Annotated in this window: 22 protein-coding genes and 1 riboswitch; of the genes, 9 read left to right on the top strand and 13 right to left on the bottom strand. The window is 74.3% G+C overall.

Annotated features, from left to right (window positions below; translation table 11 throughout):
* The first annotated feature begins 7 nt into the window (after positions 1-7).
* On the top strand, positions 8-733 hold the full coding sequence (locus ABT129_RS01190) for a cobalt-precorrin-6A reductase (protein WP_351895017.1): 726 nt from the start codon (positions 8-10) through the stop codon (positions 731-733).
* Positions 734-897: 164 nt separating this feature from the next.
* Positions 898-2487 carry a serine hydrolase gene (locus ABT129_RS01195; protein ID WP_351895020.1) on the top strand — a complete coding sequence of 530 codons (1590 nt, stop codon included), beginning with the start codon at positions 898-900 and terminating at the stop codon, positions 2485-2487.
* A 91-nt stretch (positions 2488-2578) separates the two neighbouring features.
* Here the strand turns inward: ABT129_RS01195 and ABT129_RS01200 are convergent, their stop codons facing one another.
* Genes ABT129_RS01200 through ABT129_RS01210 form a run of 3 tightly spaced genes read right to left on the bottom strand, consistent with a single transcriptional unit; the run spans position 2579 to position 6011 of the window.
* Entirely contained in the window at positions 2579-4090 is a 1512-nt protein-coding gene (locus tag ABT129_RS01200) for a precorrin-2 C(20)-methyltransferase (protein ID WP_351895023.1), read from the bottom strand.
* On the bottom strand, positions 4087-4740 hold the full coding sequence (locus tag ABT129_RS01205; protein WP_351895025.1) for a precorrin-8X methylmutase: 654 nt from the start codon (positions 4738-4740) through the stop codon (positions 4087-4089). Before ABT129_RS01205 ends, ABT129_RS01200 begins: the two co-directional genes overlap by 4 nt.
* Complete coding sequence (locus ABT129_RS01210; RefSeq protein ID WP_351895028.1) at positions 4737-6011, bottom strand: ferredoxin-like domain-containing protein; 1275 nt, start codon at positions 6009-6011, stop codon at positions 4737-4739. The genes ABT129_RS01205 and ABT129_RS01210 overlap by 4 nt, the downstream gene beginning before the upstream one ends.
* 131 nt (positions 6012-6142) lie before the next feature.
* A riboswitch (cobalamin riboswitch) is annotated at positions 6143-6294 on the top strand.
* A gap of 39 nt (positions 6295-6333) precedes the next feature.
* Between ABT129_RS01210 and cobN the strand changes: the two genes are divergently transcribed.
* Positions 6334-9933, top strand: a complete 3600-nt coding sequence (gene cobN, locus ABT129_RS01215; protein WP_351895030.1) for a cobaltochelatase subunit CobN — start codon at positions 6334-6336, stop codon at positions 9931-9933.
* A gap of 7 nt (positions 9934-9940) precedes the next feature.
* Here cobN and abc-f read toward each other — a convergent pair whose 3' ends face one another.
* On the bottom strand, positions 9941-11539 hold the full coding sequence (abc-f, locus tag ABT129_RS01220) for a ribosomal protection-like ABC-F family protein (RefSeq protein ID WP_351895031.1): 1599 nt from the start codon (positions 11537-11539) through the stop codon (positions 9941-9943).
* Between the two features lie 231 nt (positions 11540-11770).
* Complete coding sequence (locus ABT129_RS01225) at positions 11771-12118, bottom strand: DoxX family protein (RefSeq protein ID WP_351895033.1); 348 nt, start codon at positions 12116-12118, stop codon at positions 11771-11773.
* Positions 12119-12210: 92 nt separating this feature from the next.
* On the opposite strand from ABT129_RS01225, the gene ABT129_RS01230 reads away from it, so the two are divergent.
* Positions 12211-12654, top strand: a complete 444-nt coding sequence (locus tag ABT129_RS01230) for a MarR family winged helix-turn-helix transcriptional regulator (protein ID WP_351895035.1) — start codon at positions 12211-12213, stop codon at positions 12652-12654.
* A gap of 198 nt (positions 12655-12852) precedes the next feature.
* Entirely contained in the window at positions 12853-13728 is an 876-nt protein-coding gene (locus ABT129_RS01235; RefSeq protein WP_351895038.1) for an alpha/beta fold hydrolase, read from the top strand.
* 3 nt (positions 13729-13731) lie between these two features.
* Here ABT129_RS01235 and ABT129_RS01240 read toward each other — a convergent pair whose 3' ends face one another.
* Positions 13732-13908 carry a S8 family serine peptidase gene (locus ABT129_RS01240; protein WP_351895040.1) on the bottom strand — a complete coding sequence of 59 codons (177 nt, stop codon included), beginning with the start codon at positions 13906-13908 and terminating at the stop codon, positions 13732-13734.
* A 111-nt stretch (positions 13909-14019) separates the two neighbouring features.
* Here ABT129_RS01240 and ABT129_RS01245 point away from each other — a divergent pair, with 111 nt between their 5' ends.
* Together ABT129_RS01245 and ABT129_RS01250 are read left to right on the top strand one after the other, a co-directional pair.
* On the top strand, positions 14020-14994 hold the full coding sequence (locus ABT129_RS01245) for a hypothetical protein (RefSeq protein ID WP_351895042.1): 975 nt from the start codon (positions 14020-14022) through the stop codon (positions 14992-14994).
* 2 nt (positions 14995-14996) lie between these two features.
* Positions 14997-15353 (top strand): GntR family transcriptional regulator, encoded by a 357-nt coding sequence (locus ABT129_RS01250; RefSeq protein ID WP_351895045.1) that lies wholly within the window; start codon positions 14997-14999, stop codon positions 15351-15353.
* Between the two features lie 137 nt (positions 15354-15490).
* On the opposite strand, the gene ABT129_RS01255 is transcribed toward ABT129_RS01250, so the two are convergent.
* Complete coding sequence (locus ABT129_RS01255; protein ID WP_351895047.1) at positions 15491-16450, bottom strand: D-2-hydroxyacid dehydrogenase family protein; 960 nt, start codon at positions 16448-16450, stop codon at positions 15491-15493.
* Positions 16451-16554: 104 nt separating this feature from the next.
* Here ABT129_RS01255 and ABT129_RS01260 point away from each other — a divergent pair, with 104 nt between their 5' ends.
* Positions 16555-17913, top strand: coding sequence for a hypothetical protein (locus ABT129_RS01260; RefSeq protein ID WP_351895049.1), 1359 nt, complete (start codon positions 16555-16557; stop codon positions 17911-17913).
* Here the strand turns inward: ABT129_RS01260 and ABT129_RS01265 are convergent.
* The 5 genes from ABT129_RS01265 to ABT129_RS01285 form a co-directional block, all read right to left on the bottom strand.
* Positions 17910-19292 (bottom strand): S41 family peptidase, encoded by a 1383-nt coding sequence (locus tag ABT129_RS01265; RefSeq protein WP_351895052.1) that lies wholly within the window; start codon positions 19290-19292, stop codon positions 17910-17912. The two genes, ABT129_RS01260 and ABT129_RS01265, sit on opposite strands and share 4 nt — an antisense overlap.
* Positions 19293-19557: 265 nt before the next feature.
* On the bottom strand, positions 19558-20847 hold the full coding sequence (locus ABT129_RS01270; protein ID WP_351895054.1) for a threonine/serine exporter family protein: 1290 nt from the start codon (positions 20845-20847) through the stop codon (positions 19558-19560).
* Positions 20844-21281, bottom strand: coding sequence for a hypothetical protein (locus tag ABT129_RS01275; RefSeq protein WP_351895056.1), 438 nt, complete (start codon positions 21279-21281; stop codon positions 20844-20846). Before ABT129_RS01275 ends, ABT129_RS01270 begins: the two co-directional genes overlap by 4 nt.
* Entirely contained in the window at positions 21278-22759 is a 1482-nt protein-coding gene (gadC, locus tag ABT129_RS01280) for a glutamate/gamma-aminobutyrate antiporter GadC (RefSeq protein ID WP_351895059.1), read from the bottom strand. The genes ABT129_RS01275 and gadC overlap by 4 nt, the downstream gene beginning before the upstream one ends.
* Before the next feature lie 149 nt (positions 22760-22908).
* Positions 22909-23583: a TetR/AcrR family transcriptional regulator C-terminal domain-containing protein gene (locus ABT129_RS01285; RefSeq protein ID WP_351895061.1), complete on the bottom strand. Its 675-nt coding sequence runs from the start codon at positions 23581-23583 to the stop codon at positions 22909-22911.
* Positions 23584-23737: 154 nt separating this feature from the next.
* On the opposite strand from ABT129_RS01285, the gene ABT129_RS01290 reads away from it, so the two are divergent.
* Positions 23738-24265 (top strand): hypothetical protein, encoded by a 528-nt coding sequence (locus tag ABT129_RS01290; protein WP_351895064.1) that lies wholly within the window; start codon positions 23738-23740, stop codon positions 24263-24265.
* Positions 24266-24271: 6 nt separating this feature from the next.
* Here ABT129_RS01290 and ABT129_RS01295 read toward each other — a convergent pair whose 3' ends face one another.
* Positions 24272-25240 (bottom strand): GlxA family transcriptional regulator, encoded by a 969-nt coding sequence (locus ABT129_RS01295; protein WP_351895066.1) that lies wholly within the window; start codon positions 25238-25240, stop codon positions 24272-24274.
* Between the last annotated feature and the right edge of the window lie 31 nt (positions 25241-25271).

A 25271-nucleotide genomic window follows, 5' to 3' on the forward strand; every position in this document is an offset into this window, starting at 1 on the left:
GGCTCCTGTGCACGTACTCATTCTCGGGGGGACCGCCGAGGCCCGCGCGCTCGCCGGGCTGCTGCACGGCGAGGTCAGGGTCACCAGCTCCCTCGCGGGGCGGGTGGCGAACCCCCGGCTGCCCGAGGGCGAGGTCCGGATCGGCGGGTTCGGCGGGGTCGACGGGCTCGTGGAGTGGATCGGCGAGCACGCCGTGGACGCGGTCATCGACGCCACGCACCCCTTCGCCGAGCGGATCAGTTTCCACGCGGCCCGTGCGGCCGCCACCGCCCATGTTCCCCTTCTCGCGCTGCGCCGTCCCGGCTGGGTCCCGGCGCCCGGGGACGACTGGCGCGAGGTGGCGTCCCTGGAGGAGGCCGCCGAGGCCCTGGACGGTCTCGGCGACCGTGTGTTCCTGACGACCGGCCGGATGGGCCTCGCGGTCTTCGCGGACCGCCCGGAGTGGTTCCTGGTCCGCTCGGTGGACGCCCCCGAGGCCCCGGTGCCGGCCCGCACGGAGCTTCTCCTCGACCGGGGCCCCTTCACGCTCGACGGCGAACGGGAGCTGCTGCGCCGCCACCGGATCGACGTCCTGGTGACGAAGGACAGCGGCGGCGCGGCGACCGCCCCGAAACTGACCGCCGCCCGCGAGGCGGGCATCCCGGTCGTGGTCGTCCGCCGCCCGCCGGTCCCCGAGGGCGTGAGAACGGCGGCGACCCCGGAAGAGGCCGCCGCCGCCGTACTGCGGGGGTGAGGGCAGCCCTCGGTCGGGGCGCCGGGTCCGGTGACCTCGACCCGGTTCACGCGGGGGTCCGCCGCAGCACGGGGTCTCCCGCGCGGCGGCGGGTTCCCTCGTCGGGCCCTCCCACGCGATTCCTCCCGCGCGACAGCCGGTTCCGGCGGGCGTTCAATGGAAGCGTGGTTACCGTCCGATGGCTGGTCACTGCGGGGATCGTGTCCGTGCTGGGCGCGGGCTCGCTCGCCGGGACCGCCCCGAGCCCGACCCCGACGCCCACCCCGACCTCCACCCCCGAGCCGCCCCCCGCCCAGCCGCCGCCCCAGCTCGACCGGGCCGATGTGGACCGGGCCGTCGGCCGGCTCGACGGGAGTGTCGCCGGGCTGATGAAGCGGACCGGGGTGCCCGGGGTCTCCGTCGCCGTCGTGTACGAGGGCAAGGTCGTCCACATCCAGGGGTACGGGGTGCGCGAGGTCGGCAAGGCGGCCCGGGTCGACGCCGACACCGTCTTCCAGCTGGCCTCCGTGTCGAAGCCGATCGCCTCCACCGTCGTCGCCGGGGCCGTCGGGGTGGAGGGCTGGCAGCGGCCCGTCGCCCCCGAGGTGCCCGAGTTCCGGCTCAAGGACCCGTGGGTGACGTCCCACGTGACGGTCGCCGACCTGTTCTCGCACCGCAGCGGCCTGCCCGACCACGCGGGCGACCTCCTGGAGGACCTCGGCTTCGACCAGGAGTACATCCTGTCCCGCCTGCGGTACGAGCCCCTCGCCCCGTTCCGCGCGAGCTACGCCTACACCAACTTCGGTCTGACGGCGGCCGCGGAGGCGGTCGCCGCCGAGAAGGGCGTGCCCTGGGAGCAGCTCGCCGAGGACACCCTCTACAAGCCCGCCGGAATGAACGACACCAGCTCCGCCTTCGAGGACTTCGTCTCGAACCCCGACCGGGCCGTGGGCCACGTCAAGGAGGCCGACGGGTCCTGGAAGCCCCGGTTCGTCCGGGACCCGGACGCCCAGTCCCCCGCCGGCGGGGTCAGTTCCTCGGCCCGTGACATGGCGGTCTGGCTGCGGCTGCAGCTCGCCAACGGCGAGCTCGACGGCAGGCGGATCGTCGCCGAGGACGCCCTGGACCTCACCCACCACCCCGAGTCCGTCGCGAACCCGGCGCACTCACCGGCGGGCCGGACCGGCTTCTACGGCCTCGGCTGGAACGTGTCGTACGACGACGAGGGGCGGCTGCGCCTCTCGCACACCGGCGCCTTCGCCCTCGGCGCGCACACCAACGTCACGATGCTGCCGGGCGAGCAGCTCGGCATCGTCGTCCTCACCAACGGGGCTCCGGCCGGTGTCGCGGACGCCGTCGCCCTGGACTTCTTCGACACCGCGCAGGACGGGAAGCCGAGCAGGGACTGGCTGCCGCTCCTCGACGCGATCTACGCGCAGGAGGAGGACGCGGGCCGGTCCGACACGGACTACGCGAAGCCCCCGTCCGACGCCGCCCCGGCGAAGGACGCCGGCGCGTACACCGGCACGTACGCCAACAGCTACTACGGCCGGCTGACGGTGGTCGAGGAGGGCGGCGGCCTGGTCCTGCGACTGGGGCCGGAGCCCCAGTCGTACCGGCTGACGCACTACGCGGGCGACACGTTCAGCTTCCCGACGCGCGGGGAGAACGCCGTGGGCCTCACCGGCGTCACGTTCTCCCCGGACGGGAGGACCGTCCGCGTCGAGTACCTGGACCAGGAGGGTCTCGGCACCTTCACCCGGAGCGGCTCGTAGGGCTCCGGACGACCCGCCCGGCCCGTCACCCGTACCGGCCGCGGCCCGTCACCCGTGCCGTCCGACCCCGTACCCGTGCCGTCCCGGCCCGTCACCCGTACCGGCGTGGCGTCCAGGTGATCGTCCGGCCGTCCGCGCGCTCGACCGCCCGCGTCTGCGAGGAGCCGATGAGGAGCAGGGTGCGCATGTCGACCTCGGAGGGCTCCAGGGTCTTCAGGGTGACGATCCGGACCGACTGCTCGGGGCCGCCCACGTCACGGGCGACGACGACCGGGGTCTCCGGGGAGCGCAGGTCGAGGAGGAGGTCGCGGGCGGCGGCCACCTGGTGGGTGCGGGACCTCGACCCCGGGTTGTACAGCGCGAGGACCAGGTCGGCGGCGGCCGCGGCGCGCAGCCGGGCCTCGATGACGTCCCAGGGCTTGAGCCGGTCGGAGAGCGAGATCGTCGCGTAGTCGTGGCCGAGCGGGGCGCCCGCGGCGGCGGCGGCCGCGTTGGCGGCGGTCACCCCGGGGAGGACCCGTACGGGAACGGCGGCGTAGTCCGGTTCGCAGGCGACCTCGAGGACGGCGGTGGCCATCGCGAAGACGCCGGGGTCGCCGCCGGAGACGACCGCGACCTTGTGGCCGCGGCGGGCCAGGTCGAGGGCGAACTCGGCGCGCTCGGACTCCACCTTGTTGTCGGAGCCGTGCCGGATCTGGCCGGGGCGCAGCACCGGCACCCGGTCCAGGTAGGTGGTGTAGCCGACGAGGACGTCGGCGTTGACGAGCGCGCCGCGCGACTCGGGGGTGAGCCAGGGGGCGCCCGCCGGGCCGGTGCCGACGACGACGACCTCGCCCGTCTCCCGTACGGGTGGCTCCTGGTCGATCCGGGAGGGCAGGACGGCGACGGAGAAGTACGGGACGGACTCGGGGTCGACGTCCGCGAGGTCGCCGGTCCGCTCGCCGGCCATGAACGCGCGCTCCACGTAGCGGGCGTCCTCCAGGCGGCCGGCCCGTTCCAGGGCCCGCTTCACGGTGGGGAAGGTGCGGCCGAGCTTCATCACGACCGCCGAGTCGGTGCCCGCGAGCCGGGCCGTCAGCTCGTCCTCCGGCAGGGTGCCGGGGATGATCGTGAGGACCTCCTCCGCCTCGCACAGCGGCTCGCCGAGCCGCGCCGCGGCGGCGGAGACCGAGGTGACCCCGGGGAGGACGGTCGTGTCGTAGCGGTGCGCGAGCCGCTTGTGCATGTGCTGGTACGAGCCGTAGAACAGCGGGTCGCCCTCGGCGAGGACGGCGACCGTGCGGCCCGCGTCGAGGTGCGCGGCGAGGCGGGCGGCGGCCTCCTCGTAGAAGTCGTTCAGGGCGCCCCGGTAGCCGCCGGGGTGGTCCGTGGTCTCCACCGTGAGCGGGTACATCAGCCGCTCCTCGATGTGGTCCTCGCGGAGGTGCTCGGCGGCGATGGAGCGGGCGATGGAGCGGCCGTGGCGGGCCGAGTGGTACGCGACGACGTCGGCGGCGGCGATGGCCTTCACGGCGGCCACCGTCATCAGGTCCGGGTCGCCGGGGCCGAGCCCGACCCCGTACAGCCTGCCCTTGGCCGTGTTCTCGCTCTGCGGGGTGCTCATGCCTGGATCTCCGCTTCGTGGGCGATCGCGTTGATCGCGGCGGCCGTCATCGCGCTGCCGCCGCGCCGGCCCCGTACGACGAGGTAGTCGAGGCCGAGGTCCTGGGCGGCCAGGGCGTCCTTGGACTCGGCGGCGCCGATGAAGCCCACCGGTATGCCGAGGACGGCGGCCGGGCGGGGCCCGCCCTTCGCGACCATCTCCAGGAGGTGGAAGAGGGCGGTGGGCGCGTTGCCGATGGCGACGACGGAGCCTTCGAGGCGGTCCCGCCACAGTTCGAGGGCGGCGGCGGAGCGGGTGGTGCCCAGCTCGGCGGCGAGCCCCGGCACCGACGGGTCGGAGAGCGCGCAGATCACCTCGTTGTCGGCGGGCAGCCGCTTGCGGGTGACACCGCTGGCGACCATCTGCGCGTCGCAGAGGATCGGCGCACCGGCCCGGAGGGCGGCGCGGGCGCTCGCGACGACCCCGGGGGAGTACGCGATGTCCTGGACGAGGTCGGTCATGCCGCAGGCGTGGATCATCCGGACCGCCACCTGGGCGACGTCGGCGGGCAGGCCCGTCAGATCCGCCTCGGCGCGGATCGTGGCAAAGGAGCGGCGGTAGATCTCCGCCCCGTCCTTCTCGTAGTCGAACATCGTGGTGCTCTCGCTCATCTCGTGGGTGTCGTGTGGGCTGACGGGGCGCGAGCCGCCGCGACCGCTTCGGCCAGGGAGGTACGGGGGACGGGGACGCCGTCCACCAGATAGGTGTCGGCGCCGGTGGCGACGGCGCCGGCCCAGACGCCGTGCGGATGTCCGCAGCGCCGCTCGCACCCGGAGTAGTGGAAGGCCAGGAGCCCCGCCGGTGCGCGGGCGGCGTCGGCGCGCACGTCGGCGAGGGACTTGGCGCAGCCGGGCCGCCCGGTGCAGGCGGTGACGCCGACGCCGGGTTCGCCGGGCCGGGTGATCAGTCCGTGGGCCGCGAGTGCGGGCAGCCGGTCGTGCTCCGCCCCGACGACGACCGCTCCGCGCCAGGGCGTGAACCGCACCTCGTCGGCGGGGAGCAGGGCCCGCAGCTGGGCGGCGGTCAGCCGGCCGAGCGGCGCGAGGACGTGCAGGGCGTGGGCGCCGAGCGGCCCGGGCGCGAGGGGCGGGGCCTGGGGCGGCGGTGGTACGGGGACGGGCCCGTCAGCGGGGTGGCCGGGGTCGCCGAGTCCGGTGGCTCCGCCGGGTCCGACGAGCCCGCTCAGGTCGGGCCGGTGGTCGGCGGGGAGCTCCGCGACCCGCCAGGCCCCCGTTCCGGCGGCTTCGGCGGCGGTGAGGAAGGCGCGGGCGGCGGCGAGCGCGGCACCGGGGGCGTCGGCGGCGCGGACCCGGAGGCACTGGGAGCCGACCCGGAGCAGGGCCGTACCGCCCTCTTCTGCGACCAAGGTCACATCGCCGCCGAGGCCGGCCACATCGCCCCGGCCGTCGTCGAGGACGAAGAGGAACCGGCCGGAGAGCGCCGCCGCCCAGGGCGCGGAACACAGCAGGTCGTCGAGAGCGCGGGCCCACAACTGCACGTCGGCGGCGCCGAGTCCGTCCAGGCCCGCGGCCGGGGAGGCCACGATGTTGCGGACGCGTTCGTGCGTGGGGGAGGGCAGCAGGCCCGCCCCGGAGAGGAGCGCGGCCAGCTCCGCCCCGCAGTCGTCCGCGAGGCCGCGCAGCTCGGCGTTGCCGCGCGAGGTGACGCTGAGCCGCCCGTCGCCGAGGCTCTCCGCCGCGTCCGCCAGGGCCATTGCCTGACGTGCCGTCAGGCGGCCTGCGGGCAGGCGGAGTCGGGCGAGGCGGCCGTCGTCGGCGGAGTGCAGGCGCAGCGCCCCGGGACACGCGTCGCCACGGTCCCGAATGCGAGGTTCGCCCGGGTCGGGCAACGGGGGCGGGGTCGGCGGCATGGCGGCGAGCATACCGACGGGGAACCGGGCACCCACCGGGTGCGATCCGGCCGGCTCCGCCCTGCGCCCCGGCCCGCGGGACGCTCGGGCGGGCAGTGTGATCCGGCCGACCCTCCCGTCCGCCCCGGCCCGCCGACCTCACGATCTACTATGCAGACGGCATGGGGTCCCAGGACCCCGGGGAGGAAGCCCGGTGAGAATCCGGCGCGGTCCCGCCACTGTGAGCCGGCCCGGACCGCGCCTTCGCGCGATCACGGACCGGTGAGTCAGGAACTCCCGCCATCCACACGACCACCCGGGGCGCGGACAACCCCGAGGAAGGCCTGCGCTCGCCATGCTTCTGCTGCTGTCGCACTCCGACACCGACCTGCTCAGCGCCCGCGCGGCCGGCGGCCCGGTGGAGTACCGCTTCGCCAACCCCTCCCGCCTCCCCCTCGCCGAACTGCCCGCCCTCCTCGACGACGCCGACCTCGTCGTCGTCCGTCTCCTCGGCGGCCTCCGCTCCTGGGAGGACGGCCTCGAAGCGGTCCGCGCCACCGGAAAGCCCGTGGTCGTCCTCAGCGGCGAACAGGCACCCGACGCGCAGCTGATGGAGGCGTCCACCGTCCCCGTCGGCGTCGCCACCGAGGCGCACGCCTACCTCGCGCACGGCGGCCCCGGGAACCTGGAGCAGCTGGCCCGCTTCCTCTCCGACACCGCCCTCCTCACCGGCCACGGCTTCGAGCCCCCGGCCGCCGCCCCCACCTGGGGCCCGCTGGAGCGCACCGCCCGCACGACGACCGGCCCGACCGTCGCCGTGCTCTACTACCGCGCCCACCACATGAGCGGGAACACCGGCTTCGTCGACGCCCTCTGCGCGGCGATCGAGGACGCCGGCGCGCAGCCGCTCCCGCTGTACGTGGCATCCCTGCGCGCCCCCGAGCCGGAGCTGCTCGACCGCCTCCGCACCGCCGACGCGATCGTCACCACCGTCCTCGCCGCGGGCGGCACCAAGCCCGCCGAGGCGCAGGCCGGCGGCGACGAGGAGGCCTGGGACGCGGGCGCGCTCGCCGCGCTCGACGTGCCGATCCTCCAGGCGCTCTGCCTGACGGGCTCGCGCGCCGCCTGGGAGGAGAACGACGAGGGCCTCTCCCCGCTGGACGCCGCCAGCCAGGTCGCCGTGCCGGAGTTCGACGGCCGCCTGATCACCGTCCCCTTCTCCTTCAAGGAGATCGACGAGGACGGCCTGCCCGCGTACGTCGCCGACGCCGAGCGCGCGGCCCGGGTCGCCGGGATCGCCGTACGGCACGCCCGCCTCCGGCACATCCCGAACGCCGAGAAGAAGCTGGCGCTCGTCCTCTCCGCGTACCCCACGAAGCACTCCCGCATCGGCAACGCCGTCGGCCTCGACACCCCCGCCTCCGCCGTCTCCCTCCTCCGCCGCCTCCGCGCGGAGGGGTACGACTTCGGGCCCGTCGAGGAGCTGCCCGGAGTGGTCTCCGGCGACGGCGACGAGCTGATCTACGCCCTCATCGAGGCCGGCGGCCACGACCAGGACTGGCTCACCGAGGAGCAGCTCGCCCGCAACCCGGTCCGCATCCCGGCGGCCGACTACAAGCGCTGGTACGCGACCCTGCCCGAGGCGCTCCGCACCCACGTCGAGGAGCACTGGGGCCCGGCGCCCGGCGAGATGTTCCTCGACCGCTCCCGCAACCCCGAGGGGGACATCGTCCTCGCGGCCCTCCGCCGCGGGAACCTCCTGATCCTCATCCAGCCGCCGCGCGGCTTCGGCGAGAACCCGATCGCGATCTACCACGACCCCGATCTCCCGCCGTCCCACCACTACCTCGCCGCCTACCGCTGGATCGCCGCCCGCGCCGAGGACGGCGGCTTCGGCGCCGACGCCATGGTCCACCTGGGCAAGCACGGCAACCTGGAGTGGCTGCCCGGCAAGAACGCCGGCCTGTCCGCCGCCTGCGGCCCCGACGCGGCCCTCGGCGACATCCCGCTGATCTACCCGTTCCTCGTCAACGACCCGGGCGAGGGCACGCAGGCCAAGCGGCGCGTCCACGCGACCCTCGTCGACCACCTCGTGCCGCCCATGGCCCGCGCCGACTCCTACGGCGACATCGCGCGCCTGGAGCAGCTCCTCGACGAGTACGCGCAGATCTCCTCCATGGACCCGGCGAAGCTGCCCGCGATCCGCGCCCAGATCTGGACGCTGATCCAGGCCGCCAAGCTCGACCACGACCTCGGTCTCCAGCAGCGCCCGGAGGACGACGGCTTCGACGACTTCCTGCTGCACGTCGACGGCTGGCTGTGCGAGGTCAAGGACGCCCAGATCCGTGACGGTCTGCACGTCCTCGGCGGCGCCCCGCAGGGCGAGGCCCGGGTCAACCTGGTCCTCTCCATCCTGCGCGCCCGCCAGATCTGGGGCGGCACGCAGGCGCTCCCCGGTCTGCGCGAGGCCCTCGGCCTCGACGAGTCGGCCGCCACCCGCACCACCGCCGACGAGGCCGAGGCGAAGGCCCGCGAGCTGGTCGAGGCGATGGAGGCGGCGGAGTGGTCCGTGGACGCCGTCGCGACCGTGGCCGCCGCGTACGGCCCCGACGTGCACGCCGTCCTGCGGTTCGCCTGCGAGCAGGTCGTGCCGCGCCTGGCCGCCACCACCGACGAGCTGTCACACGCCGTGCACGCCCTGAACGGCGGCTTCGTCCCGGCCGGCCCGTCCGGGTCGCCGCTGCGCGGCCTCGTCAACGTCCTGCCGACCGGCCGGAACTTCTACTCCGTCGACCCGAAGGCCGTGCCCTCCCGGCTCGCCTGGGAGACCGGACAGGCCCTCGCCGACTCCCTCCTGGAGCGCTACCGCACCGACAACGGCGAGTGGCCCACGTCCGTGGGCCTCTCCCTGTGGGGCACCAGCGCCATGCGCACCGCCGGTGACGACGTCGCCGAGGCGCTCGCCCTGCTCGGCGTCCGCCCCCTGTGGGACGAGGCCTCGCGCCGCGTGAACGGCCTGGAGCCGATCCCGCTCACCGAGCTGGGCCGCCCGCGCGTCGACGTCACGCTGCGCATCTCGGGCTTCTTCCGGGACGCCTTCCCGCACGTCATCGGGCTCCTCGACGACGCCGTGCGGCTGGTCGCCGGCCTGGACGAGCCCGCCTCGGACAACTACGTACGGGCGCACGCGCAGGCCGACCTCGCCGAGCACGGCGACGAGCGGCGCGCCACCACCCGGATCTTCGGCTCCCGGCCCGGCACGTACGGCGCGGGCATCCTCCAGCTGATCGACTCGCGCGACTGGCGCACGGACGCCGACCTCGCCGAGGTGTACACGGTGTGGGGCGGGTACGCGTACGGGCGCGGGCTCGAAGGACGCCCGGCGCGCGCCGAGATGGAGACCGCCTACAAGCGGATCGCCGTCGCCGCGAAGAACACGGACACCCGCGAGCACGACATCGCCGACTCCGACGACTACTTCCAGTACCACGGCGGCATGGTGGCGACCGTCCGCGCGCTCAGGGGCACCGCCCCCGAGGCGTACATCGGCGACTCCACCCGCCCCGAGACCGTCCGCACCCGCACCCTCGTCGAGGAGACCTCCCGGGTCTTCCGCGCCCGCGTGGTCAACCCGCGCTGGATCGAGGCGATGCGCCGCCACGGCTACAAGGGCGCGTTCGAGCTGGCGGCGACCGTCGACTACCTCTTCGGGTACGACGCCACGACGGGCGTCGTCGCCGACTGGATGTACGACAAGCTGACGCAGGAGTACGTCCTCGACCCGGAGAACCAGGCCTTCCTGAAGGAGGCCAACCCCTGGGCCCTGCACGGCATCGCGGAGCGCCTCCTCGAAGCCGAGTCGCGCGGGATGTGGGAGAAGCCGGACCCGGAGACGCTGGCCGCCCTGCGCCAGGTGTTCCTGGAGACCGAGGGCGACCTGGAGGGCGAGGACTGAGCGAGCCCTAGTTCCTCACGAGGGCGGGGGCCGGTGCCAGTTCCAGGCGGCGGCCCCGGAAGCCCTCCCGGAGGCGCCGGTCGTGGGTGACCACGACCAGCGTGCCCGGGTACAGCGCGAGCGCGGCCTCGATCTCCTCCACGAGCGCCGGGGCCAGGTGGTTGGTCGGCTCGTCGAGGAGGAGGAGATCGGCGGGCTCGGTGACGAGCCGCGCCAGTTCCAGTTTCCGGCGCTGTCCTGTCGACAGGTACCGGACCGGGGTCGTCAGGTCCCCGGCGGAGAAGAGACCCAGGGCGAGCAGTTCGTCCGTGCGGTCCGCTCCGAAGGCCTCGCCGACCGTACGGGGGTCGGTGGGCGGGGCCGTTTCCTGACGGAGCAGTCCGACCCGGGCGGGGACGCCCACGGACCCCCCGTCCGGGGCGAGTTCGCCCGCGAGGACCTTCAGGAGCGTGGTCTTCCCGGCCCCGTTCGGCCCGGTGACCAGGAGCCGCTCGCCCGGGTCCAGGTGGAGGGCGTCGAGGCGCAGCCGGCCGTCCACCCGCAGGCCGGCCAGGTCCACGCGCGCGCCCTCGCCCTTGAGCGCGGCGCGGAAGCGGAGCGGCTCCGGGGGCGCGGGCACCGGGTCCGCGGTGAGCCGGGCGAGCCGCTCGCGGGCGGCCCGGATCCGGCTCATCGCCCCGTGCGCCCGTGACCGGGCCCGGAAGGCGCCCGCCCCGCTGAACGAGGCCGGGGCCTTGCGCGGAATCGCCGAGAAACGGTCGATGTTCGTGTCCGCCAGGGACCGGTACCGGGCGAGTTCGGCCTTCCACTCCTCGTGTTCCCGCTGCCGTCGGGCCCGCTCGGCGGCGCGCCCGGTGAGGTAGCCCGCGTAGCCGTCGCCGTAGCGGCGGACGGTGTGGCGGTCCTCGTCGACCTCCAGGACGGCGGTGGCCACCCGGTCGAGGAAGGTCCGGTCGTGGGAGACGGCGACGACCGTGCCCCGGTGGGCGCGCAGCCGCTCCTCCAGCCAGGCCACCGCCTGGTCGTCGAGGTCGTTGGTCGGTTCGTCGAGCAGCAGCAGTTCGGGTTCGGCCGCGAGCACGGCGGCGAGCGCGAGCCGGGAGCGCTGTCCGCCGGAGAGGGTGCCGAGGGCGCGCTCGCGGTCGAGCGGGCCGGATTCGCCGAGCCGGCGGAGCGTGGTCTCGACGCGCCGGTCGGCCCCGCCGCCGCCCCGGGCCTCGTGGAGGGCGAGCAGCTCCGCGTACCCGGCGAGGTCACCGGTCTCGGCGAGGGCCGCCTCGGCCGCGCGGATGGCCCGCTCCAGCTCCCGTATCTCCGCGAGCGCGTGGTCGATCGCGTCGCCGACGGTGGAGGCCGGCGGGAGGTCGAGGGTCTGGGCGAGGTGGCCGAGGCCGCCGGGGGAGTCGACGGTCACCGTGCCGTTGTCGGGGGCCTCCAGGCCGGCGAGGAGTCGCAGGAGGGTGGACTTGCCGGAGCCGTTGTCGCCGACGACGCCGAGGCGTTCGCCGGGGCGGACGGTGAGGGAGACCCGGTCGAGGACGGTCCTGTGGTGGACGTGGCGATCGTCGTAGCGCTTGCTGACATCGGTGAGTTGGACACGGAACAAGGGCGGCCTCCGGTACGTCGACTCCAGGAATGTGACGAGACGTCTCGTCTCGCTTCATCGAAGGTACGCCACGGTTCGCTCCACCGCAAGACGTTCCGTCTCGCCATGTGCGTGGGGGTCCCGCTCGGGACTCCTGGCCGAACTCCCCCTCGGGGTCCGCTCGGGACTCCTACCCGGTCCCCCGGTGTCCTGCTCGGTGTCCTGCTCGGGGCTCCCGGGTGCGGCTCCCGTTCAGGCGGAGGCCGTGCGCAGCACGAGGGCGGCTATCGCGAGCAGGGTGAGGATCACGACCGGGGCCAGCTCGTAGTCCTTCGCCCGCAGGTGGGTGATGGCGGCGCCGATGAAGTAGAGGATCACGCCGATCGCCGCCGCCCCGCCGAGAGCCGGTACGGCGAGTCCCGCGAGCAGGCCGACCGCGCCCGCGGCCTTCAGCGTCGCCAGTCTCGGCAGCCAGGACTCCGGCACGTCCAGCTTGGTCATGCTGCCGACGATCTGCGGGTTGCGGCTGAAGGCCAGGAAGGCGGAGGCCGAGAGCGCGAAGGCGAGCAGTGCGGCGACGACGACATATCCGATGAACATGGATCCACTCCAATGGTCCGATAGCTTCAATCGTTGAACTGTATCAACGGTTTCCCTCGCTCCACAATAGGGCCGCTGCTACGGTGGATGACATGGCAGCTCTCCCGACCGACCGGCTCGGCTTCCTCCTCTCCTTCCGCGGGGAACTCACCGGTGCGCGCATCCGCGCCGCCCTGGGCGTCGCCGGACTGCATCCGAGGAACGCGATGACCCTGATGCAGCTCGCCCCCCGGTCCATGAGTCAGCGAGACCTGGCCGCCGCGATGGAGATCGACCCCAGCCAACTCGTCGCGGTGCTCAACGAGTTGGAGTCGGAAGGGCTCGCCGAGCGACGACGCGACCCGGCCGACCGGCGCCGCCACATCGTGGAGATCACGGAGGCCGGAGCGGCGGCCCTGCGCCGCGTCGACGCGGCGGTGAGCGCGGCGGAGCGCGAACTCTTCGGCGACCTGACCGAGGCCGAACAGGCGGTGCTGCGCGGTCTGCTCGACCGGGTCGTGGTGGACCCCGCCGACCACGACTGCGGAGCCGAGTAGGGACCTCCGCCCGGTGGGCGCGGAGCCGGGTCTTTGCTCGGTGGGCGCGGGACCGGGTCTCCGCCCGGGGGCCCGGGACCGGGTGGGAATCTCCACCGGCGGCGCGGAGCCGATGAGTTCTGGTGGGCGCGGAGCCGATGAGTTCCGGTGGGGCCGGGGGTCTACCCCCCTGACAGGCCCACCACCGAGGAGATCACCATGGCTGAGACCGACACCCGGACCCTGGACACCGCCGGCGCGAGCCTGCGCTACGACGTGCGCCCCGGCACCGGGACCGACGACCGCCCCCTGCTGCTGATCGGCTCCCCCATGGACGCCAGCGGCTTCACCACCCTCGCCTCCCACTTCGCCGACCGGACCGTCGTGACGTACGACCCGCGCGGGGTGGGGCGCAGCGAGCGGACCGACGGCGCCGCCGAGTCCTTCCCCGACGAGCACGCCGACGACCTGGTCCGGCTGATCGAGGCGCTCGGCTCCGGCCCCGTGGACGTCTTCGCGAGCAGCGGCGGCGCCGTCAACGCCCTGGCCCTGGTGGCCCGGCGCGGCGACCTGGTGCACACCCTCGTCGCGCACGAGCCGCCGACGGCCCAGGTCGTCCCCGACCGGGAGGCGGCCCTCGGGGTGTGCGCGGACGTCCGCGAGACCTACCTGCGGGACGGCTGGGGGGCCGGGATGGCCAAGTTCATCGCGGTGACGAGCCGGACGGGCCCCTTCCCGGCGAACTGGGCCGAGGAGCCCGCCCCTTCCCCGGCGGCGTTCGGTCTGCCGGCCGAGGACGACGGCTCGCGCGACGACCCGCTGCTCGGGCAGAACATGCGCGGCTGCACCTCCTACCGCCCCGACTTCACCGCTCTGCGGGCCGCGCCGACCCGGATCGTCGCCGCCGCGGGGAAGGAGTCCGAGGGCACGTTCGCCGCGCGGGCGGCGGCCGCCGTCGCCGAGGGGCTCGGCACCCCGCTCGCCGTCTTTCCGAGCCACCACGGCGGCTTCCTGGGCGGCGAGTTCGGCCAGCAGGGTGCCCCGGCGGAGTTCGCCGAAGCGCTGCGCGCCACGCTGGACGCCCCGCGCGACTGACGCTCACCCACCGGCCGAGTCGCGGATCGTCCGTGTGATGGCGGCCGGGTCGAGGCCCTGGTGGTGCAGGAGCGCGGCCACGGCGGAGACGTACGGCGAGGCCATCGACGTGCCGGCCGGCCGCCCGTACCCGGTGGCGGCGGGCCGACGGCGCATGAATCTCCCCCCGTTCGTGCGCATGGGGACCAGTCGACAGGCGGTGGGTGAGGTCCGCATCCCGGAGAGAAGTCGAGTTGTTCTAGCGGAGTACGAACAACTTGTTCTATCCTGATGCGAACAACGGAGGTCTCCATGCACCGAGCCACACCTCGTGTCCGCGCCCTCGCCGCGCTCCCCTTCGTCCTCGTCCTCGCCGGCCACCTGCTGCTGCTCGCCCTCTGGCACGACCGGATCCCCGACACCCTCGCCACCCACTTCGGCCCGGACGGCGGTGGCCGCGCCGACGGCTTCACCGGACGCACCGCCTTCACCCTCGTCGGCGTCGGCCTGCTCCTCGGACTCGGCGCCGGCTGGACGGTCCTCGTCCGCCGCGCCGCCCTCTGGGGCGCGTGGGCGACGGCCGGCTTCACCGGAGCACTGCTCGTCCTCCTGGTGCGGGACAACCTCGACGCCACCGACCCGGCCCGGGTCGTCTCCCCGCTCACCAACCTCGCCGTGGGCGCCGCAGCGGCCGCCGTGCTCGCCCTCGCGGGTTGGGGGCTGACCCGGCTCGTACCGGCCGAGGACGCGACCGGCACCCCGGCCGACGCCGCCGGTGCGACCGAGCTCCCCCGGCTCGCGCTCGGCGCGAGCGAGGTGGCCGGCTGGTCCCGCGCCACCGGCTCCCGGCCGCTCACCGTCCTCGCGGTGCTCGCCCTCGCCGCCGTCCCCGCGGGCCTGCTCCTCGCCCCCTGGCCCGACGCCCTGATCGCCCTGGTCGGGCTCGTCGTCGGGGTCCCGGGGCTCGCCCTCGCCCGGGTCCGGGTCACCGTCGACCGGCAGGGCGTCACCGTACGGCCCGCGCTGGTCCCCCGGCCCCGCGTCCGGGTCCCGCTCGACGAGATCGCGGGCGCGGACGTCCGTGAGCTCGACACCGCCGCCGTCCTCGCCGACTTCGGCGGCTGGGGCTACCGGGTCCGGGCCCACCGGACGGGCGTGGTCGTCCACACCGGCGAGACCCTGGTCGTACGGCGGGACAACGGGCGCGAGTTCGCGGTCACCGTCCCCGACGCGCGCACCGCCGCCGCCCTTCTCAACACGCTCGCCGAACGGCATGGGAAGGTCTGACCGTGCTCTTCCGTGTCGACCCGGCCTCCGCCGTGCCCCTCGGCGACCAGATCGCCGCCTGTGTCCGGGGCGCCCTCGCCGACGGCTCCGCCGCGCCCGGCGAACGCCTCCCGGCCGCCCGCGAACTCGCCGAATCCCTCGGCGTCAACGTCCACACCGTCCTCCGCGGCTACCAGCGGCTCCGCGAGGAGGGCCTGATCGAACTCCGCCGGGGCCGCGGCGCGCTCATCGTCCCCGGCGCCACCGCCCCCGACCGCGCCCGTCTCGTCTCCCGGCTCCGGGAGGCGGCGGAGCACGCCCGCGAACTGGGCCTCACGGACGAGGAGTTCGTGGAACTGGCCCGCACGAGCCTGGGGTAGCGGACGCCGCTCCCCTCGCACGGCGACCCTCTCCCACGGCGACCGTCTCGGACGGCCGCCCCCGCCGGACGGCCGCCCCCTCGCGCGGCGACCCTCTCGGACGGCCGCCCCCGCCGGACGGCCGCCCCCTCGTGGGGTCAGCCCAGCTCGCGTACCGGCGCGCCCTTCAGGAAGGCCTCGATGTCCTCCACCGCCTCCCCGAAGTACCGCCCGTAGTTCGACGCCGTCACATACCCGAGGTGGGGCAGCGCGAGGACGTTCGGCAGCGACCGCAGGGGGTCGTCCAGCGGCAGCGGCTCGGTCTCGAAGACGTCCAGGCCCGCCCCCGCGATCCACCCCTCGCGCAGCGCCCGCAGCAGCGCCCCGCCGTCGACGAGACCCGCCCGGGAGGTGTTGACGAGGTACGCGTCCGGGCGCATCGCCCGGAGCTCGGGCTCCCCCACCAGGCCCCGCGTGCGGTCCGAGAGCACCATGTGGAGCGAGACGAAGTCGCTCTCCGCGCACAGCTCCCCCTTGCCCTTCGCGAGCCGCACGCCGTGCTCGGCCGCCCGCTCCTGCGTCAGGTTCGGGCTCCACGCCCGCACGTCCATCCCGAAGGCGAGGCCGATCCGGGCCACCCGGGCGCCGATCTTGCCGAGGCCGACGAGCCCCAGCGTCCGTCCGGCCAGGTCGGCGCCGACGGTGGACTGCCAGGGCCCGCCCTCGCGCAGGGCGCGGGCCTCGGCCGGTACGTGCCGGGCGAGGCCGAGGAGGAGCGCCCAGGTGAGTTCGGTGGGCGGCTCGGAGGCGCTGCCGGTGCCGCAGACGGTGACACCGCGCGCGCGTGCGGCGGCGACGTCGACGGAGGCGTTGCGCATCCCGGAGGTGATCAGGAGCCGGAGCCGGGGGAGCCGGGCGAGGAGTTCGGCGTCGACGGGGGTCCGTTCCCGCATGACGACGAGGATCTCGCACTCCTCGACGGCGGCGACGAGCGCGTCCCGGTCGGTGAGGTGCTCGCGCAGGACCCGCACGTCGACGCGGTCGGCGAGCGGGCTCCAGTCGGCGGAGGAGAGGGCGACGCCCTGGTAGTCGTCGAGTACGGCGCAGCGCAGCTTCATGACGGCATGATCGCGTACGCCCCGATGCCTTGCCCAGGGCGACAGGAGCGCCGACCCGGCCGAGAATTGCCCCGACATGTCCCTGTACGGGAGGAGTGGGTGCCGTGGACGACGCCAAGGACGTGGGTGCTTCCGAGCCCGGCGGTTCCGACGAGCTCGCGGTGCTCCGTGCCCGGGTGGCCGCCCTGGAGACGGACCGGGCCGCCGCCCGGCCGCCCCGGCACCGGCTCCGCTCGTTCTGCTCCGCCGTGCTCATCGTCCTCGGCTGCGTCCTGCTCCCCCTCGGACTCGTCGCCTCCTGGACGGCCGACATCGTCGGCGACACCGACCGGTACGTGAAGACGGTCGCCCCACTCGCCTCCGACCCGGACGTCCAGGCCGCCGTCGCCGCCCGGGTGACGACCGCCGTCATGGACCACCTCGACCTGCCCGCCCTCCTGGAGGGGGTCGCGCCCGACCAGCGGCCCCTGGTGGAGAAGGCGCTCGGCAAGCTGGGCGGCTCCCTGGAGAGCGCCGTCGCCAGCTTCGTCCGCGACCGGGCGCAGGACGTGGTCGCCTCCTCGGCGTTCGAGACGATCTGGACCGATGCCAACCGGGCGATCCACACCTCGCTCGACCGGGCCCTGACCGGCGACGACGAGGGGGCCGTGAAGATCGGCACCGACACCGTCACCCTCGACCTGGCGCCCGTGATCGAGCGGGTGAAGGACCGGCTCGTCGACTCGGGGCTCACCGTGGCGAGCAACATCCCGGAGATCCACACCGACTTCACGATCCTTCAGGCCGACGACATCGGGAAGGCGAAGACCGGCTTCGCCCTGCTCCAGGCGATGGGTGTGTGGCTGCCGGTGATCGCCGTGCTCCTCGTCGCCGGCGGTGTCCTGCTCGCGGTGCGCCGGCGCCGGACCCTGGTCGCCGCCGCGCTCGGCGTCGCGGTGGCGGCCGTCGTCCTCGGCGTCGCGCTCACCGTCTTCCGTACGGTCTATCTCAACGCCCTCCCGGACGGGGTGTCCCCGGCCGCGGCGGGCTCCGTCTACGACACCCTGGTCCGCTACCTCCGCACCTCGGTGCGGGTGTTCGCGACCCTGGGCGTCCTCGTCGCGCTCGCCGCCTGGCTCTCCGGCCCGAGCCGCCCCGCCGTCCTGGCGCGGGGCGTCTGGGACTCCGGCATCGGCGCCGCCCGCTCCACCGCGGACCGCGCGGGGCTGCGCACCGGCCCGGTCGGCCCCTTCGTGAGCCGCTACCGCACCTGGATCACCTGGATCCTGGTCGCGGCGGCGGCCGCGGCGTGCGTCTTCTGGCCGCATCCCACGGGCTGGGTCGTGCTGGGCCTCGCCCTCGGCCTCCTCTTCGCCCTGGCGGTGGCGGCGTTCCTGGCGGAGGACGAGACGGCGACGCCACCGAAGGGTCCCCGGGGGCCCGTGGGTCCGGTGGGGCCGCCGGGTTCGCCGGGTTCGGCCTAGGGCCTGTCCCACAGGTCCCGCAGGACGCCGACGGCCCTGTCGAAGGCCGAGTCCCTCCCCTCGGCGAACTCCTCCGGGGTGAAGACCGGTTCGGTGAGGTGCGGCGGAACGCCCGCGCCGTCGAAGGTCCTGCCCGAGCGGGTCAGGTACTCCTCGTTCGGCAGCCAGGCCGCCATGCCGTTGGGAAGCTCGCGTTCCAGGTAGTCCGAGAAGACGCCCTGGGTGGGCTGCCCGATCCGGACCGTCCTGCCGGGCCGCTCCATGAGGGCCTGGGTGAAGGTCTCCCCCGCGCTGACGGTCGAGCCGCCGGTCAGCACGGCGACCGGCCCGGTGTACCGGGGCCCTTCGGCGGGAGTGACGTACGCGGCCCGGGGCCGGGTGTGCCGGGTCGGGTCGGCGGGGTCGTTGCGGGCCCGCTTGGCGTAGGCGAGGTACGGGGTGTCGGTGAGACGCCCGGCGAGGTGGAGGCCCAGGGCGTCGGAGCCGCCGCCGTTGACCCGCAGGTCGATGGTCAGGCCCTTCAGGCGCCGGGTGCGCTCCTGGTCGAGGACCGTGTCCAGTGCCCGGTCGAGCTCGGCCAGCTGGCCGGCGTACGGAGCCCCGTCGGCCACGTACCCGCCGAACCCGGAGATCCGCAGATAGCCCTGCCCGCCGGGGAGGTCGGCGTAGGTGATCCGGCCCCGGCCGAAGTCCTGGAGGTTCCGGGCGTCCTTGAGGTCGCGCTCCACGACGAACGCCTTGACCCGGGCGTCCAGCGTCCCGTCGGGCCGTACGGTGCCGGGGCGGACCTGCCAGAAGAGCCGGTCGCCGTCCTCGACGGCGACGTGGAGGTCGTGGAGCGGCTCGACCATCTCGCTCAGGACGGCGAAGAGTTCGTCCCTGCCCGTCTCCGCGCGCACCCTCGGCCGGTACCGGTCGCGTACGGCGTGCCAGTCGACGCCCTTCGCGGCGAAGAAGGGGTAGTTCTCCTCGAAGGTCTGCCAGAAGACGTCGAAGGCGGCGAGCGAATCCCGTGGGGCCCGGCCCGTACAGGTGTCGGGCAGCTCCTGGATCCGGCGCAGGTTCCGTTCGCCGACGTCGCCGTCCTTCCGCACGGACCCGCGGCCCCCCTGGACGCGGACGGTGAGGACGGTGCCGTCGGGCGTGGTGTAGACGCCGGGGCCGGTCCGCCGCGCGGACTCGCCCTCGGCGCAGCTGACGGCGGTGGTCTGGTACTCCTGGAGGGTTCCGTTCCGGAGGGACAGCACGGTGCCGTAGCCGTCCGTACGCCAGATTCCGTCGGCGGACGGCTGCGGGGCGGTGGGCTGTCGGGCGGCGACGGTCGGCGCGACTCCGCCGACGAGGGCCAGCGCGACGGCGGTGGCCGTGATGATGCGCACGATGGTGCCTTCTCTGTGGGCGACTTGCTCGGTACCGACCCACGCTCGCCGACACGGGCTTCCCCCGGCCATCCGGCTGACCGGTCGATCGCCACGGGGGCAGGCCCCCGCCACCCGCCGGTACCTGTCATGGGGGGCGGACCCCCGCCGCCCGCAGCCTTCGGCGGCCCGGGCCGGCTCCCGGCACGACGGCTCCGGCGCGACGGCTCCGGTACGACGCCTCCAGCACGACGGCTCCGGCACGACGTCTCCGGTACGACGGCTCCTAGGCGCGCTCCGACGGGAACTCCCGTTCCACCCGCGCCGGGACGAGCGCCGCACCCGCGAGGAGCCCGACCGCGATCGTCGTGACGATCGTGACGAAGTCCATGAGGTCGTGGAAGCCGTGCAGGACGTGCCCGCCGGCGAGGGAGGTGAGGGCCCGCAGGCCCAGGGACCCGGCGGTCAGGGTGAAGAAGCCGCCGAGGAAGAGGACGAGGCGCGGCGGACGTCCGGGGGGCCGGGAGAGCAGGTCCGCCGCGGCGGCGAGCGCCATCGCCGCGACGAAGGTGCCGGCGACCTCGCCGATCAGCGCCGTGCTCGCCGCCTGGACGCCGAGCGCCAGGTACACGAGCGCCGTCACCCAGCCCGCGATCCGCCACGGCACCCCGAACGCCAGGATCAGGCCCACCGTGAACACCGCCCAGCTCCCGACGAGCACCCACCGGGACAACTCCGCGTCCTGCGCGCCGTCGAAGAGCGCGCTGGTCGGGGTGCCCGTGACGGCGACGCCGATCAGCACGCCCACGTACAGCTGGAGGAGCAGGACCAGGGCGTAGACCAGGCGGACGGCGCCGGTCGAGAGGAAGCCGCCGACGAGTTCGGCGGTGGCCGCGCTGAGCAGGTCGCCGGGCACGAGGAAGAACAGCGACGGAAGCATGATGAGCACCGGGCCGCCGTGGACGTGCCCCGGCTGGAGCAGTCCCAGGGTCACCAGGGAGACCAGGGTGGCGGCCAGCAGGGGCAGGACGCGGGCGAGGCGCGGGCGCCGCTCCGACAGGACGGTCAGCGTCGCGACCAGGGTGGCGAGCAGGGCGGTGGTGCCGATCTCGTACCAGGTCGGCTGGACGGCGGGTGCGAAGCCGAGGGAGAACAGCACGATGCCGATCAGCCGGGCCGCGCGCGGCACGGTGGCGGGCAGCGTCTCGATCCGCCGCAGCCCGGCCGCGGCCTCGGGCAGGTCGGGCCGTTCCTCCCGCAGGCGTTCGACGAACGTCTTGAGGGCGACGGCCCGGTCGAGCCGGGGGAGGTCGGGGAAGGCGGAGACGGTCGAGGTGAGGGTGCGGCCCCCGGCGGTCACCGAGAGCACCGCCCCGTCCGCGACGAGGACGGTCTCGGCGCGTCCTCCGTAGGCCCGGGCGAGCCCGCGGACGATCCGGTCGACGTCTTCGGCTCCCTCGCCGCTGTACCGCAGCATGAACCGGGTGAGGTCACGGAGGAAGCCGTGCAGGGCGTCGGGTCCGTCGCCGGACGGCCCGGTGGTGCCGGGGTCTGTCCCCTCGGACCCCTCCCTCAACGGCGCACGGTGCCGTCGGTCTTGAGGTCCTCCAGCTCGTCCTCGAACTCGGGGAGCTGGTCCGGGCAGTAGACCTGGAGCACGATCCGTTCGGCCTCGACGGCCCTGGTGTCGGAGATGACCGGCCGCTGGCCGGGTCCGGCGGCGCCGTTGGACTGCTGGATCTTCCACAGCGCCGTCTTCAGGGCGTTGCCCGGCTCCTCGCAGACCTGCCCGCCGTCCGTGCCGAGCAGTCGCTCGACGGTGTCGGTGTCGGGGGAGGGGTACCCGGCCCGGACCAGCTCCTCCTGGAGCCGCGTGGCCTTGGAGAGCGTCTCGCTGTTCCTCGTCACGCTCTCGTAGCGGATCAGTCCGGTGACGGCGAGGGCGATGAGGATCAGGATCGATCCCCAGTAGACGACCTTGTGCTCGGAGGCGAAGCGGGTGGGGCTCATGACGGGCCCCCTTCCGTGGTCGGCGCGGCGGCGGGGCCGGCGGGGGCGGCCGTCTTCCAGCTCGGCTTGCGGAGCTTGAGGAAGAGCCAGGGGATGAGCACGCCGAGCAGCAGCAGTCCGCCGCCGACGATGCCGACGTACACCCAGACGCTGCCGCCGCCGAACTGCGAGGACGGTACGAAGCCGATGGCGAGCGCGGCGAGCGAGGAGAGCAGGCCGACGACGCACAGGACGCCGAGCGCGGGGGCGCGGTAGCCGCGCGGGTGGTCGGGCTGGGTCTTCCGCAGCCGCATCGCGGCGAGGAACATCAGAAGGTAGACGATGAGGTACACCTGCGTGGTGATGACCGAGAAGATCCAGTAGGCGCTGGAGACGTTCGGGATCAGGGCGTACATCAGGGCGATGACGGTGGTGACGACACCCTGGGTGACCAGGATGTTCTGCTGGATGCCGTGCTTGTTGAGCTTCTGCAGGAAGGGCGGCAGGTAGCCCTCCTCGCGGGAGATCAGCAGCAGGCCCTTGGACGGCCCGGCGAGCCAGGTGAGCATCCCGCCGAGGGAGGCGGCGACCAGGGCGACGGCCGCGATCGGGGTGAGCCAGCCGATGTGGAAGTACGCGAAGAAGGCGTCGAAGGCCTGCATGACGCCGGCGGTGAGGCTGAGCTGGTCGGACGGGACGACCCAGCTGATGGCGAGCGCGGGCAGGATGAAGATCAGCAGCACCAGCCCCATCGCGAGGAACATCGACTTGGGGTACTCCTTCGCCGGGTTCTTGAGCGAGGAGACGTGCACCGCGTTCATCTCCATGCCGGAGTACGACAGGAAGTTGTTGACGATCAGGACGAGGCTGGCGAGGCCGGTCCACTGCGGGAAGAGGTTCGCCGCGTCCATCGGCGCCGCCGACGCGTTGCCCTCGCCGAGGAAGACCATGCCCAGCACGACGAGCACGGTGCCGGGGATCAGGGTGCCGATGATCAGGCCCCAACTCGCCAGTCCGGCCAGGGCCGTGGTGCCGCGCGAGGAGATCCAGACGCCGGTCCAGTACAGGACCATGATGACGATGGCGGTGTACGGGCCGTTGCTGGCGAGGGCCGGGTCGATGATGTACGCGATGGTCGAGGCGACGAACGCGAGCAGGCTCGGGTAGTAGAAGATCGTCATCGCGAACTGGCACCACACGGCGAGGAAGCCGAGCGGCTTCGACAGGCCTTCGCTCACCCATCGGTACACGCCGCCGTTCCAGCCCGAGGCGAGCTCGGCCGAGACGAGGGCGGTCGGCAGCAGGAACAGGATCGCCGGGACGATGTAGAGGAAGACGCAGGCGAGCCCGTAGACGGCCATCGTGGGCGCGGCCCGCAGACTCGCGACCGACGCGGTCGTCATCAGGGCCAGGGTCAGCCAGGTCATGGCGGGCGCGGCGGGCCGCGCCACACCGGCCCGCGGTTTCGGCACGTCGGCCGGTGTGTCGATGCTGCTCATGGGCCCTCCCGCTGGTCGCACGATCACCCCAAGCTCGATCGGGACCGGGCCCGCCGCAAGCGGGCGGGGTCCGTACGGGGGGTCCGGGCGGGAAGCCCGGCGCGGACCGGTCGGCCCGTCGGGCGACCGACAGCCGGCCCGTCAGCCCGTCAGCCCGTCAGGCGGGCCGTCAGGCCGTCGAGCAGGGAGTCGAGGCCGAACGCGAAGGTGTCGTCGGGGGCCTCGGCGTAGTCGGCGGCGGCGAGGGCGTCGATACGGCTCCGCAGGCGCGGGAACCGCCCGGCGACCTCGACGGCCTCCTTCATCGTGGCGGCGAACACCTCCTCGGCGTCGCCGCCCTCGCGCTCGATCCGCCGGGTCAGCGCGGCGGTGGCGGCGGCGGAGGAGGCGTTGCCGAGGACGTAGGTGAAGACGGCGGCGGCGGCCCGGTCGGCCTCGGGACCGACGAACCCGGCGGCCTCGTACACGGCGAGGTTGTGGTCGTCGTGGCGGGCCTTGCCCTCGCCGTGGAAGAGGTGGGTCGCGAAGGCCTGCACGAGCCAGGGGTGCCGGGTGAACATCGCGTACAGGTCGCCCGCCATGGCGGTGGCGGCCGTGCGCCAGTCGACGGTGTCGGGGTCGGGGAGCCGGATCTCGTCCCAGACCAGGTCGCCCGCGAGGGTGACCAGGTCGTCCTTGTTCTTGACGTGCCAGTAGACGGCGGTCGCGGCCGAGTTCAGACGCTGGCCGAGGCTGCGCATGTTGAGGCCTTCGAGGCCGTCGGAGTCGAGGAGTTCGACGGCGGTGCGGACGATCTGGTCACGGGTGAGCGTGGAGCGGGCCATGGGCTCACGATAGGTCACCGCGAAGACGATTGCACAATGTTCAAGTCAGGTCTTGCACTTAGTTCAAGTCGGCCTCTACAGTTCTCGACATCGCCACTTGAACTAAGTGCAAGTGGCGGCCGACGGAACCGCCCCGACCGCCAAGGAGCCCGACATGACCACCCTCACCGCCCTCGCCGCGGCCGCCCAGATCCTCGTCGCCGCCGCCTTCGTCAGCATCCCGGTCCTCCGCCACCGCTTCGGCGCCGTCGCCAAGGCCGCCGCCGTCGCCGAACTGCGGCGCCAGGGCGTCCGCCCGGCCGTCCTGGAGGAGAACAGGCTCCGCTTCGACGCGAGCGGCCACGAGTGGTGGGCGCCCGGCGCCTTCGCCGCCGCGTCGCTGACCGCCGCCGTGCTCAACCTGACCGGCAGCCCCTGGGGAACCACCCTGACCTGGGTCTTCTCCTCGATCGCCTTCCTGGCCAACCTCGCGATCCTGCAGAGCCAGCTGGGCGCCGTGAAGTCCGTCCGCGCCGCCTTCCGGCGCAAGGGCGACCCGGAGCTGCTCCGCGTCGACGTCCCCGCCTTCCTCACGGCCGCCGAGGGCGCCTTCCCGGCCTGGACCCGCGTCCTCCAGAACGTCCGCCACACCGTGGTCTTCGCCGGTTCGGCCCTGGCCCTGACGGCCGCGGCCCTGGTCTGACCCCGCTCAGGGCGAGACGGTGGGCGTACGGGTGAAGGAACGGCGGTACGACCGCGGCGGGACACCTCGCCGGCGTACGAACTGGGCGCGCAGCACCGCCGCGCTCCCGAAACCGACCGCGCGGGCGATCTCCTCCACCGGGAGGTCCGTGGTCTCCAGGAGCTCCTCGGCCCGGCCGAGACGCAGGGAGAGCAGCCAGGCGTGCGGGGTGGTGCCGGTGGAGGCCGCGAACCGGCGGGCGAAGGAACGGCGGCTCATCAGCGCCCGGCGGGCCAACTCCGCCACGGGCAGCGGCTCGTGGAGGTTGGCCCGGGCCCAGTCCAGGGCGTCCGTCAGCCGCTCGTCCCGACTGTCCTCCGGTACGGGGGTGACGAGGTACTGGGCCTGCCCGCCGTCGCGGTGGGAGGGGAGCACCAGGTCCCGGGCGATGGCGTTGGCGGTGGTGGCCCCGTACTCCCGGCGCAGCAGATGCAGGCACAGGTCGAAGCCCGCGGCGGCGCCGGCGCCCGTGACGATCGGGCCCTGGTCGACGTAGAGGGCGTCGGGTTCGACGGTGACGTCCGGGTGGCGTTCGGCGAGGAGGCCGGCGAACCGCCAGTGGGTGGTGGCGCGCCGCCCGTCGAGCAGCCCGGCCGCGGCGAGCGCGAAGGCGCCGACGCAGTGGGCCGCGACCAGCGCCCCGCGCGCGTGCGCCGAGGTGAGCGCGGAGAGGACGGCGGGCGCCGGGGGCGTGCGGAACTCCGCCCAGGGCAGGGCGATCACCAGATCGGCGGTGGCCAGCCGGTCCAGACCGTGCTCGACCACGAGGGGCAGCCCGACGTCGGTGCGGACGTTTCCCGGCCGGTCGGTGCAGAGCGCGAAGTCGAAGAGCGGCAGACCTCCGCCGCGCGCGTCGAACACCTCGGAGACGATGCCGGCGCCGAGCATGCCGACCCCGTGCGGGGCGTAGGCGGCGACGGTGACGAAGGGCGGCATGGGGGCGAGTCTGGCACGCGGGCCGGGAGCG

The sequence above is a fragment of the Streptomyces sp. NPDC002057 genome (assembly GCF_040296665.1).
GTDB lineage: Bacteria > Actinomycetota > Actinomycetes > Streptomycetales > Streptomycetaceae > Streptomyces.